The organism is Neomicrococcus lactis (assembly GCF_014200305.1).
GTDB classification, from domain to species: domain Bacteria; phylum Actinomycetota; class Actinomycetes; order Actinomycetales; family Micrococcaceae; genus Neomicrococcus; species Neomicrococcus lactis.
The window spans coordinates 1,788,417-1,800,670 of record NZ_JACHBL010000001.1 but is presented as its reverse complement, the minus strand read 5'-3'; the positions used below and the strand labels follow the sequence as shown (position 1 = coordinate 1,800,670).

Annotated in this window: 10 protein-coding genes; 4 read left to right on the top strand and 6 right to left on the bottom strand. The window is 59.6% G+C overall.

Features of this window, described 5'->3' with window-relative positions; translation table 11 throughout:
• The first annotated feature begins 192 nt into the window (after positions 1-192).
• Positions 193-2,268 carry a hypothetical protein gene (locus BKA12_RS08110; RefSeq protein ID WP_183642356.1) on the top strand — a complete coding sequence of 692 codons (2,076 nt, stop codon included), beginning with the start codon at positions 193-195 and terminating at the stop codon, positions 2,266-2,268.
• Positions 2,269-2,357: 89 nt separating this feature from the next.
• Here the strand turns inward: BKA12_RS08110 and BKA12_RS08105 are convergent, their stop codons facing one another.
• The 4 genes from BKA12_RS08105 to thiD form a co-directional block, all read right to left on the bottom strand.
• Positions 2,358-3,890 (bottom strand): serine hydrolase domain-containing protein, encoded by a 1,533-nt coding sequence (locus tag BKA12_RS08105; RefSeq protein WP_338087472.1) that lies wholly within the window; start codon positions 3,888-3,890, stop codon positions 2,358-2,360.
• Complete coding sequence (locus BKA12_RS08100) at positions 3,887-5,407, bottom strand: biotin carboxylase (protein WP_183642353.1); 1,521 nt, start codon at positions 5,405-5,407, stop codon at positions 3,887-3,889. Before BKA12_RS08100 ends, BKA12_RS08105 begins: the two co-directional genes overlap by 4 nt.
• Before the next feature lie 182 nt (positions 5,408-5,589).
• Positions 5,590-6,843, bottom strand: a complete 1,254-nt coding sequence (locus tag BKA12_RS08095) for an MFS transporter (RefSeq protein WP_246361636.1) — start codon at positions 6,841-6,843, stop codon at positions 5,590-5,592.
• A 120-nt stretch (positions 6,844-6,963) separates the two neighbouring features.
• The gene (gene thiD, locus BKA12_RS08090; protein WP_183642350.1) at positions 6,964-7,815 is read right to left on the bottom strand and encodes a bifunctional hydroxymethylpyrimidine kinase/phosphomethylpyrimidine kinase; all 852 of its coding nucleotides are present in this window, start codon (positions 7,813-7,815) and stop codon (positions 6,964-6,966) included.
• Between the two features lie 175 nt (positions 7,816-7,990).
• Here thiD and BKA12_RS08085 point away from each other — a divergent pair, with 175 nt between their 5' ends.
• Positions 7,991-8,734, top strand: a complete 744-nt coding sequence (locus BKA12_RS08085; protein ID WP_183642347.1) for a queuosine precursor transporter — start codon at positions 7,991-7,993, stop codon at positions 8,732-8,734.
• Positions 8,735-8,772: 38 nt separating this feature from the next.
• Positions 8,773-9,369 carry a DUF4126 domain-containing protein gene (locus BKA12_RS08080; RefSeq protein ID WP_221228068.1) on the top strand — a complete coding sequence of 199 codons (597 nt, stop codon included), beginning with the start codon at positions 8,773-8,775 and terminating at the stop codon, positions 9,367-9,369.
• Positions 9,370-9,397: 28 nt separating this feature from the next.
• Here the strand turns inward: BKA12_RS08080 and BKA12_RS08075 are convergent, their stop codons facing one another.
• Positions 9,398-10,564 (bottom strand): glycoside hydrolase family 76 protein, encoded by a 1,167-nt coding sequence (locus BKA12_RS08075; RefSeq protein ID WP_183642342.1) that lies wholly within the window; start codon positions 10,562-10,564, stop codon positions 9,398-9,400.
• Between the two features lie 163 nt (positions 10,565-10,727).
• Between BKA12_RS08075 and BKA12_RS08070 the strand changes: the two genes are divergently transcribed.
• Entirely contained in the window at positions 10,728-11,756 is a 1,029-nt protein-coding gene (locus tag BKA12_RS08070) for an ABC transporter substrate-binding protein (protein ID WP_183642339.1), read from the top strand.
• Positions 11,757-11,758: 2 nt separating this feature from the next.
• Here BKA12_RS08070 and BKA12_RS08065 read toward each other — a convergent pair whose 3' ends face one another.
• The gene (locus tag BKA12_RS08065) at positions 11,759-12,244 is read right to left on the bottom strand and encodes a MarR family winged helix-turn-helix transcriptional regulator (protein WP_183642335.1); all 486 of its coding nucleotides are present in this window, start codon (positions 12,242-12,244) and stop codon (positions 11,759-11,761) included.
• Between the last annotated feature and the right edge of the window lie 10 nt (positions 12,245-12,254).

Here is a 12,254-nt window from a genome sequence, read left to right as displayed (position 1 = left end):
TCGATCTCGAGGCGGCCAGCCTTTTTGTTTGGGTTTGGTTTGACGGTGGCCACACATAGTTGCGGCCTAGACTGGCACCACGCTCACCATCTTGATGCCTCGCGTAAGACACAGCCCCGCGGGGATCACCGATTCTGAGCGCCAGAACGGATACTGTCGAAGGGGTAAGAATTGGTATCTCGGAGGTACTCGTTGAAGAATGCACATTCGCTTGACCACTCGCTGAGCGCTTTCGTATTGCGGTGGGGAATTGCCGCCACGCACGCTCGGTTTTTCGCTGACGTTGCCGGGGGAGACTTCCTGCCACCCGCCGCGGACCTCACGTCAACGGGCCTGTACGCTCAAGCGCGTTCCGGCGAGTCAGGCGATGCCAACCTCGACGATTTCGGTTACACCTCCAAAGGCCAGCCACGCTACGCGCTTGCAGGCGCGCTGTGGGACGAGCGTGCGGATACCGCTTACAACCTCTCGTGGCACCGCGAAGGCGGCCACAACGGGCCTGAGGCACCGGAATGGCTGCGTCTCTCCAACGAGGCTGCAGACAACCGCGTCGCTGATCCCAGCACCGTGACCTGGTTCAACGGTTCCACATGGCAGACCTCTGGTCGCCGTATGGAGGCCGAGCGTGCGCCTCTGGCCCAGTCGCGCACGGGCGTTGCGTTGAGCCCCGTAGACACGCACGAGCCGTGGAAGGACAAGTTCCTCTCCGCCGCCGTGCCGTTCGCGAGCGATCAGCAGACTGTCGAGTTCATCCAGTCGCTCATCGACCAAGCGCACCCGGAAGAGCAGCCTGAAGGCGACCCGCTCGCCGTCGCGAAGTCCAGCATGAACGCTTTCCTTGCGCCGAATGTCATCGCGAGCGATGCCAACCTCGAATCCCACTTCCGCACCCTCGCCACCTACGTCACGGCGAAAGACCCGTCCGCGGCCGCCGTCCAGGCGGGCATCGCGAACATTCGCCGCGTCTACGCTCACTTGACGAGCGCCGCGCCCCTGGGGACCGCAGGGGACGCTTCGGTTCTTAATTACGACGCCGTAGCTCGCCTCTTGCAGCCTTCGGAAGGTCCGGCACTGGTGCGGGTATGGGACGTCAAGCGTTTGCAGCCGTTCGTGAGTTCTTCCGATGAAGGCGTGCTGAACATGGTTCGTCAGGTCATCATCGCGTGGGCTCAGGCGGCTATCACTGAGGCTGAGCAGGAAGTGCCGTTTGATGAGCGTCGCTTCACGTTCACGCGCTTTGGACTGACGGCTCGCACGCCAGATGGCTACGGAACCACCGGTCTGGTGGCGCTGGCCCCTTCTCGCGTGGTGGTCTTCGGTTGGCACGCGGGAACTCCTTCGGGCGTTGAGTCCGCAGACTTCCAGCGCTTTTTTGGGCTCAATGCCCGCTCCACCAAGGCTCCGCAGTGGGTGCCGGTCGGATTCCTCGAGTGGCTGACCGAGCGCCGCGCAGCACAGCTTCAGTGGTTTGATCGCGGCCAGTGGTCCGCGGCTGTCCCGCTCGTTGAAGCAGCTATCCGCCCGTTCGGCGCTGCAGGCGCCGGCGGATTCAACTTGTCTCACGTAGCGCCAGCCCTGCTGTCCTTGCGTGTAGGCCAGAGCCAAGCGCCAGCGGTGACGGCAGAGGACAACAACGAAGTTCGGGCCATGAAAGAAGCCTTGTTCGCCTACCTTGCTGGCGACGCCGTGCTCTCCGTGGGACACCGCACCTACCCAGCGTTCAACGACGAAGCAACGCGCGTTCGTGGTGAAGCTCGTGCCAAGGTGACCTCTACGGTGCGCCAGCGCATCCAGAGCGCGGCCGCGCTCGCAGCCGTGGACCACGTCCTCAGCGGAGACGACGAAGCGCGCTTCCAGCCCATCACCGTGGACATGTCTGAGGAATTTGTGGCCGACGACGTCGAGGTCGCAGCGGAGACCACCACCGATCGCCTCGTCGCCGAAGCGCTCGATCGCAGCGCCGTTTCGCATATTCCAGACTCTGCATGGGACGTTGAATCCCAATTGGCCGAGCGCGTCCAGGAACTGGGGCTCGCGAACCAGCTGCGAAAGACCGAGGTGGAACGGTTGTGCCGTCAGGCGCTCGGACCCGTGATGGGTCTAAAGACCGGAACGCCGGCCAGCGTTATTTCGCCGCATTTGCAGCGCGTTGCCTCAGAGTTTGGTGTCGAAACCCCTGAAGAACGCATCAACGCCGCGATCGAGATGCTCCAAGCGGCCGCCGAACATGTCAGCCACTCGGTGCTTCCTCGACCGCAGCGTTGGTGATGTTGCTGCGTTGATGCTGCTACGTACGTGATGTTGCCCGTCGGTGGGGTTACCCAGCGTCGCTGAGGTAACCCCACCGTGCGGTGCCGTTACTGTGTAGCGCCACCGTACGTCGTCGGACCTTCGCCCCAATCAACCGTGGTTGCCCCGGAATCCGGGTCCACCGCTACGACGGTGCCCTGAGAGGCGATCGTCTCGGCGGGGATCTGAGGAGCCGCGGGGACTGCTGGAGTTACGGGAGCAGCTGGCGTTACGGGAACGACAGGAGCGACCGGCGTGACTGGTGTTGCTGGGACCTGGGCATCAGGAACGATGACCGGCATGCTGGTGGTGTACTGGTCCAGCGGTGCGAAGTCCAGTGGAAGCTCCGGAATGGAATCGGAGTCGCCCACAGCTTCTGCGATGGCATCGAAGGCCTGGATGGTCGGGAACAACATGCGCGCGTTCTGGGGGAGCGGCCAGCTCGAAAGCTTAGCTGCCACCATGTTCGCGCGACGGTTGATGTAGATCATCTGGCCGTGGATGCCCAAGCACAACATGACTTCGTTGCCCTCGTAAGGGAACCAGCACTGATTGCGGTACATGCCGCCCGGCATGCGGTTGTCATCCGGGCTCTGCTTGAAAGACTTGCGGGAGGTGGAGCCGCCGGCGAAGGTGTCAGCCACCCAGCCCGCGGACACAACCTGCTCGCCCGTCAACGACTTACCGTGCTCAAGGAACAGCGAGCCGAATCGGATCATGTCACGCAAAGAAGCGTTGATGCCGCCATCGAACATGCCGGTGCCTTCTTTGTCGATGCCAATAGTGGCATCGTTCTCGGCGCCAATGCGGCTCCAAAGAAGCTCAGACATCAGCTGTGGCATCTTCTTGCCGGAGACCACCTCACAGAGCCAGCCCAAGGCGTCGGTTTCACACGAGCGGTACCGGAACGGACCACCGTGCTCGCCGTCCTTCTTGAGGCTCGCGAGGAAGCCGTACATCGTCTTCGGCAGGGAGTGGTCGCGGCGAGGTGCCCAGCCAATGACCTGCTCGAGGAGACGTACCTCGGCCTGAGGATCCAAGTACTCTTCTGAGAACTGGATGCCAGAGCGCATGTCGAGGATGTGGCGAATGGTCGCACCCTCGTAACCGCAACCCTTGAGCTCAGGAATGTAATGCTCAATGGTCTTGGACAGATCAAGCTTGCCCTGGTTGACGAGAGCGCCCACCACCACGCCGACGAGCGACTTGGACACGGACATCAGGATGTGGGACATGTTGGCGTCCGCTTTCCCGAAGTAGTTTTCCGTGAGCAATTCGCCATCGACCATGACGGCCCAACCATCGGTGAACGTGTCATCCATGATCTGGCCAACGCTCGTCGGCGCACCGTACTCGGGGGAGTCTACGACGACGGACGTGAAGTCAGTGAAGTTCTCGGGGAGCTCTGCGACGGGGCCATCGCCGCGGGAAATCTTGGCCGTAGGCAAGAAGTCCGCGACGTGGCTGAACGTCCAGTGCAGGTATGGATCTTGCTGCCAGTTCTCAAGGTCCATACCTTGAGGGATGCCGTTGTGCTGCAAGTTCGGGACCATGCCGAACTTTGACGACGACGCACTAGGCACTACTGGCAGTTGATTCACACTATCTCCGAGGTCATTTCTTTTGGGTTCTCAGGAATCCCCAATGGCACGCCGGCGAACTCAGACCGCATCGCAGAGATGAAGTCCTGAGCACGAATGGTCAGTGCCGTTTTCCCGTTCTTGCCCGTCACTTGCAGACGGCCCTTGGTCACGAGGATTCCCAAGTCCGCGCCCTTCCAGCGGTAGTCACCTGGACCGTACACGCGGAGGAAGAACGCTTCGTTTTCGTTTTGTAGCTGGTGCCAGTCCAACGCAGCGCGTCGGAACACCAGGACTCCATTATCGTCGAAATAGTACTGGCCAGTACGCGGCGCGGCGAGAAGCTGTTCAACAATCGGGTCAGTTTCCTTGATGATCATCTGGCTCCAGAGGTCTGCAGAAGCCAAATGTTCCCAGCGCTCGTTGATCTCGTCGACGTCCAAATCGATCTCAACATCGAGGAATTCCAAGAGGTGGAACAAGAACAACGGGACGTCGGCGTAAGCGCCGGCGGTCACGTTGGTAATGGCGGAAGCGCCGGAAATACGCGGGTTTAGCTCGCCGAGGTAGACCTCGTCCGAGTCCGTATCGATGAGCAAGTCCACCTCGAAGAAGCCGCGGTAGCCTTCCTTGCCGAGACGGTCGCCCAAGCGGCGAACCAGCTCGGAGGCCTTGCGACGCTGCTCACCCTCAAGAACAGTGGGGAACATCTCGTTGCCACACCAGCCGCCGCGGTACGGCGTGAGCTCTGGGTAACCGGCAAGTTCCGTCATGAACGGACCCACCACAGTGCCGGAAGAGGTCAAGACAGCTTCCACAGCAACCGGACGGTTGTTGATGCGCTTCATGACCTTGATGTCCTGGCCGACGATTTCCTTCTCGTGCTTCTTCCAGTCCTCTTCGGACGAGATGAAGAACGTGGTCTTGCCGGAGTCGCCATATGGCGTCTGGACCACAAGTTCCTTGCCCAGTCCGGCCTTCTCAGCACGGCTCATGAGCGTCTTGTAGCTCGCGAGCTTCGTGAGGATGTTTGGAACCGACGGTGCACCGGCCTGGTTGCCAAGCTTCGTGGTGACGATCTTGGAGTCCAAGTGCTCGCGCAGCGAAGCGGCAGGCAGGATCAGGTCGTAGCCGAGGTCCCTACAGATCTGCTCGGTCTGCTCGTTGAAGAACACCAAAGCAATCTTTGGACGCTCGCCACGAGGCGTGTTGCGGCGAATGTACTGACGTACTTCGGGGGACTTGAGGAGCCAGTTGTTGATGGCCTCGCCGGACTCGAACTCTTCAAACGGCTTGCGCTTGGGCATGAACATGCGCGGGTGAGCGCCATCCCAAGCGTCGTAGTAGCAAATGTAGGAGAAGTTACGCACCCAGCGGTCAAGGCCCAGCAGGTTGAACGGCGTAGCACCTACGAAGAAGATCGGCGTGGAGTTCGTGCGGAAAAAGTGCCGCACTTCCGACATATTGCGTAGCGGACGTTTCTCGACTTCCGGTGCGGCCGTCGAGTAAGCAGCGTCAGTTCCTAAGCTCGGTTCCATCGAGGTGCTCCTAGATTGAAGGACAAAATCCGAAGATTTTCTGGCGGGTAAAGCACTCTTTTGTAGAGACTAATTGTTCCAATCAGAAAGGGGTATGCGGGCGCATCAATAATTCACACTATGTGGAGAATGTGACGAGAATTCCCTGTCCTGTTAACAAGCGGAAACATGTATGTGAACCGTTAGCGAAGATCCAGCTGTAGGCGCTTGGCGCTCAGGAACAGCGCCAGTATGATTCCCAGCGCGCTAAAGAAGGCGTTCATCCACCACGTGGAGTTCCAGCCGCCCGTCGTCACCACCAGCCAGGCTGCGATCGCAGGCCCAAACACGGATCCCACGGTATAGATCTGCTGCATGAGTCCCATGACGGCCGGAGGCGATCCGTCCGGTGGCGTCAGTTCCACGGACAAGCGCGTCAGGGACGCCGGGATGAGCGAACCCATCGCTGAGAAAAGCACCACGCACAAGAACTGCCAGAAGAAGCCGCCGGGAACGCTGGTCCAGGAAACGGCGAACGTCAGAAAGGCCATGAGCCCCATGACCACAAACGTGGGAATCACGAGTTGCAGGACGGAAAAGCCGCGCTGAAAGAGCCCGCCGGAGATGACGGCTCCCACCGCATTCGCGCCACCAGCCACCGCCGTCAGGACACCGGAAAGCCATCCCGAGATGCCGACTTGCTGATAAATGGTGGGCAAAAAACCAATAATGGCAATCCATTGCACGGTGTAACACATGAACACCAGACCCGCGATCCACGGTTTCCACGAGCGCGCGGTAACCCCAATTTTTTTCACCGCCGGTACGACGACGCCGCTCGCTTCCCGCTCAGCGCTCGGGTCCCGCGGGACAACCTTGAGTACCAAGACGATCGGGACCAGCGTGATGGCGAGCATGATCCAGTACCAGCCTTGCCATGGCATGAACTGGAGGGCGATGGTGCTTCCGACAAGTGCCAAGAACGTGGCTTGACCCTGAAAACTGGCCCAGAAGCCAATAGCTGTGTTGATAGCCCCGAGCGGCGAGACGCGACGAATCAAAGCGGGTGCCACGATGGTAGCCGCCAAGAAGCCGGCGCCTTCAACGAAGCGCGCCACGAGGAGCCACACGTAGTTGGGGGCAAAAATGCTGAGCATGCTGCCAACTATGAGCAGCAACAAGCCGATGAGTACGCTGCAGCGTAGCCCGATCATCTCGGCAAACAAGGAGACTAGGAGGCCGCCGAGCATGCCGGACATCTGGACCGTCCCCAAGAGGAGGCCGGCATCCACCAACGAGATGCCCAACTGCTGCTGAATGATGGGGAGCGCGGCAGGCAGCTTCCAAATGTGCATCGCCGCCACCACACCCGTGAACACCACAACCACCCAGGCTGCACGTGAACGTGGGTGGGAGTCGGCGTTCGCCGGAGTGGAGGGGAGCGGAACGGAAGTCAAGAATCCTGCTTTAGCTACGTCGTCGTACTCAGGAAGTACCGGAAATTACACGGATACTTGAAGACTAACTATCGACGTAGCTAAAGGGAATAACTATGACGTGCTGCGCCCCAGAAAGGCTTAAGCGCGAGCGCCGCCCTGCCACAGCGCGTCGAACGGCGCGTGGGACTCCTTGCGGTTCTTGATGCCCTCGGTGACCATCTGCTTCGCGGTGCGCGCGGCCTCGAGCGGAGTGGCGCCCTTGGCGAGTTCAGCGGTCACAGCGGCAGCCAAGGTGCAGCCGGCGCCGGAAACAGCGTGCTCGCCGACCTTAGGAGCGCTCAGGACCTCGAGGGTTTCGCCGTCGTAGAACACGTCCACGGCGTCGTCGCCTTCAAGGCGCACGCCACCCTTGGCCAAGACGGCTGCGCCGCTGACCTCGTGGATGGCCTTTGCTGCGGCCTTCAAGTCTTCAACGTTGTTGATGGTGATGCCGGAAAGCTGTTCGGCCTCGAAGTGGTTCGGCGTGACGAAAGTGGCCTTCGGGAGGAGCTTCGTCTTGAGCGCCTGGTCAGTGTCCAAAGCGTGGCCTGGCTCCTGGCCCTTGCAGATCAACACGGGATCCAACACGATGTTGTCCCATTCCTGCGCCTCGAGCGCGGCGGCCACGGTCTCGATCGTGACAGGGGAGCCCATCATGCCAAGCTTGACGGTCTTGAGATCGCCCGCGTAGCAAGACTGGATGGCTTCGAGCTGATCAGCGATGACCTGAGCCTCGACTGGCACGAAGCGGTGGTTCCAGTTGTCCTTCGGGTTGAAGGAGACGATGCATGTCAGGGCAACGATGCCGTAGGTGCCGAGTTCCTGGAAGGTCTTGAGGTCAGCCTGCGCGCCAGCGCCGCCCGTCGCTTCTGATCCAGCGATCGTCAACGTCACTGCTGGTGACAGGGTGGTTGCGGGCACAGATGCAGAAGGGGATGCGGCAAAAGTCATGGTCCCTATTCTATTCCGGTTCAGAGGAGTGGTTCGGCGAACCCGTGACTACGTGAGAAAATTGACGGTCAAGTGCTAATACAGCGGGCAGTTATTGACACTTTCTCCCTTTGAAACCGTGGAACGTTTTGTGCGAGAAAGCGCTGCCTGGCGAACCACTTTCGATAGGAACATCATGAATACCGGTACCTCTTCCGTGCCCTCCGCATCTTCTGAGAGCACCTCCCGCACCATCCGCCGCGCAGCTTTTGCCTCCGCTGGCAGCCCATACTTCTCCACCATCTTGGCCCTCATGGCCGTAGTGGTCATTCTTTCTAACATCGGCGGTTCGAAGGGCGTGACGTTCGGCCCCATCGTGACCGACGGTGGCTTCTTCCTGTTCCCGCTCGCCTACATTCTGGGCGACGTCATTTCTGAGGTCTACGGCTTCAAGGTGGCCCGCCGCGCCATCATCACCACGTTCGCGCTCGCCGCGTTCGCGATCTTGTGCTTCTTCATCATGATCATCTTGCCGCCGGCCGAGTGGTACGACGGCCAAGCAGCCCTCGAGCGCACCCTGGGACCGGTCTGGCAGATCGTTGCCGCGTCCCTCGCAGGCTTCGTGGTCGGTCAGACCCTGAACTCATTCGTCTTGGTGCGCATGAAGGAACGCTTCGGCGAAAAGGGCCTCGTGGCCCGACTCATGAGCTCCACTGGCGTGGGTGAATTCGCTGACACGGTGATCTTCTGCTCGATCGCCGCACCGGTGCTGGGCATCGCTGACGTCCCCACTTTCATCAACTACGTGGTGGTGGGCTTCGTCTACAAGACGGCCATCGAGTTCATCTTCGTACCCGTCACCACCGCAGTGATTGGCTGGTTCAAGCGCCGCGAACCGAGCTACCAGACCGCGGTTTCTGAGGTTTCTGAGGCTCGTTAGGTCCGCAATCGGATAAATAGTGTCATGATAATTCCGTGATGGAATTTCTGACTGCCACTGGCCTGAGCTCCGCAGCAGGCCTCAACGCGTACATTCCTATGCTCGCGTTGGGCCTGCTGGACCGCTTCACCAACTTCGTCAACCTGCCACCCGCGTGGTCTTGGCTATCCAACGACTGGATGCTGTGGATCCTTGGCGTGCTGCTGGTGGTGGAAGTTGTCGCGGACAAGATTCCCGTGGTGGACTCCATCAACGACGTCCTCCAAACCGTGGTCCGTCCGGCCGCTGGTGGCGTGGTCTTCGCGTCCGGCGTTGGTTCTGAGACCGTGACCGTCTCTGACCCGGGTACGTTCTTCGCCTCGGATCAATGGATCCCGGTGGTCATCGGCGTCGTCATTGCCCTCGCGGTGCACCTGTTCAAAATGGGCACTAGGCCCGTCCTGAACACAGCTACCGTCGGCACTGCAGCTCCTGTGGTCAGTGCCGTCGAGGATGGCGCGGCCGTAGGCCTTGCCGCTGCCGCCATTTTCTTGCCAATTCTGGTGCTGGTCCTGTTGGCCGCGCTGGCTTTCGGTTTCTATTGGCTCTTCACTAAAATACGACGCCGCAGCGAACCCGAGACGGGCATTCTTTAGTTCTTCAGTGGTCGCCTCTGGCGGTTAGCTAGGCGAGTTCGAGACGAGCCTGCGCCTCGAAAATCATCCACGCTTGAAGCTGCTGGGCGAGCTCCCACGGATGCTCACCCACGGGGGTGACATCCAGCGAGGTCTCGCCCGGGAAGATCATGACGTGGTGCTTCTTCCACATCGTCTCGTGGCGAAGTTCCCACAGGTTGCGGGCGGTCGCGCGAATGAGCGCTTCGGCCGTAACGCGTGCTGATTCGTCGATGCGCTGATCGCGCGCCACGAGACCCAAGTACCGGCACAGGATGCCCGTGAACAGGCCGCCATCACCGTGCCCATGCGCCTTGAGCGTGACGCCGTCCTCGAGCGTGAGGTGGCGTGCGATGTTATGAACCAGCTCCGCCGCGTTCTCCAGATCCTGGGCCCGTCCCAGCTGCAACATGATGCCGAGAACCGGGCCCTGGTTGTAGGAAAAGATGTGGGGGACTAGCTCCCTCTTCCCGTTGACGATCCGCAGGCCGTCCATGAGCAAGCCCGTTTCTGGGCTCTTCAGATGCGCCATGAGCCAATCCAACAGCGGCGCGGCGCGCTCAGGTTCTCCCGTGCGCGCGAAGTACAGGGCCGCCGGGCCAGTAGCGGCGGTGTTTTTGAAGTCTCGAACTTTATGCCAAAACAGTCCGCCGCCGAGGTCGTCAGTCTGCGCGGAATGCAGGACTGGACGCAGGTACCGCGCTACGCGGCGTTCTCGCTTCTCGTTCTTCTTGGCTTGAGCCGCGAGTTCTGCCGAGCGCTGCGAGGCGAGTGCCATCCACGCCATGTCGTCAAAATACTCATTCGTGAACTTGAAGCCGTTGCGCATGCCCACGGTCATGATGGTGCGCGCACCGAGCTTTCCAGCACTCGGCAACGAAGCACCCGTGACGTGCTGTCGCGTGATGTACTCGCGCCAGCCGGCGTCCACCAGGCAGTCGACGTAGTGGGCTTGCCACCAGTAGTGCCACAATCCAGTCTGATCCACAGGCGCCGTGTTGGGAGGCACGTAGGGCATGCCCAAATGCGTTCCGGGCACCCACCCGAACAAACGGTGGCCGAAGACCGTCGTGACGGAGCGTGCCGCCAACGTGGCCCGCGCGGAAGCCGCCCGCCAGCTCAACGATTGTGAGAGCGCTTGCCGAGCGGCGTCGTCGTACTGGAATAGCGAAGTCATCTGGCCCTTTCTCTTTGGAGCACCATTAGTCTGCCTGACTGTGTTTCGGTATGAAAATGCTTGACCCTTGTCAGCGGAAAGGTGACCTGCGACACTGGTTGCAATTGCAACGAGAAGCTTCTGTGTATTTGACACAGACTCGGCAAGAGAAAGCAGGAGCATAATGAAACGACTCCACCTCGCACTTGCGGCGCTGGCAATTTCGAGTCTCTCGCTCGTTGGTTGTGGCGCAGGCAGTCCCTCTGCTGCCTCCGGATCAGGCGGTACATCGACGTCCGCCTCGTCCGCTAGTTCATCGAATTCCCAGGAGAGCTCGCTCAAGACTCTGCGCGTAGCTGCCGTACCCGTCGTCGATGTTGCGGCTTTGTATATCGGTGAAAAGCAAGGCTTCTTCAATGAGAAGGGCCTCAAGCTGGACATCAAATTCACGGCTGGCAGCTCGGTGGCGATACCTGCAATGATGCAGGATCAATTCGATGTGGTTTATAGCGGAAGCGTGAATGCGCTACAGGCTCGAGAGAAGGGTCTGCCTATCGTTGCCGTCGCCGAAGGCGGTAGAACGACTGGCGTCCAAGGTAAGGATCACGGTGGAATCGTGGTTCCGAAGGACAGCCCTATCAAGACTGCAAAAGACCTTGAAGGCCACTCACTCGCCGTGAATGCTGTGAAGGGTTTGCATGAAGCAGCAGACCGCGCATCCGTTCTCAACGCGGGTGGCGACCCAAGCAAAGTGAAATTCTTGGAGCTTCCTTTGACTGATATGGCGGCAACGATGAAAAGCGGGAATGTCGACGCTATTTCAACGTCAGAGCCGTTCCTTACTTTGGCGCTTGAAGACGGTAACCGACTCATCGCAAGCCCATTCGTGGATGTCAGCCCAGAGTTCGTCACAGCGGTTTATATGACCTCCGAGCAAAAGCTCTCCGCGGATCAGCAGACCTATCGGAATTTCAACGAGGCACTTAAGAAGTCCCAAGAGTATGCACTGGAGCATGCGGACGAATTCCGCGCTGAATTGGGCAACTTCACTTCGATAGATCCCGAAGTTGCCAAGAAAATGACGCTCACCAACTTCGGATGGGGATTCCCTGAAGACGCTATGAAAGCAGCAGCCGAGGCAAGCAAGAACGCAGGCATTATCAATGACGTAGATGCTTCCCTGAACGGTTTGGTTGCTCGAGATATTCAGTAGGTTCAATCCATGTAATTCATGCGCGGAATGTTCTCAAACATCCGCCTGAGGTAGTTACGGACGTCGTGCTTTTCTTGCTCTGTGAAGCCAGTCAGCATTCGTTCAGATCTGTCGAGAGCAACGGGAAGTACTTTGTTATGGATTTCGGCTCCTTTTCTCGTCAAGAAGAGGAGCCGTTTTCCTGCTGAGTTGTCCGCCTTGACGAGTTCTTTCGCCGCAAGGCGTTGCAAACGTCGGCTCACGACAGACTTGTCGAGACCCACGATGTCGGTGATCTCAGAGGCCTGAACACCTGGATAGTTCGACAGCGTTGAAATGATCGCAAAGTCCGGTGCGGTTATTCCAAATTTCTCAGAATAGATGCGAGATCCGCCCCATGTATGGGCACTTGCGACGAGCCCCAGATATGCAGGGATAAAAGTCTCGCGATCAATGGTTTCTGGTAAGCGCTCGCGAACCAAATCTTCCGACGTCATTTCACCATCCAATCACTCTTTC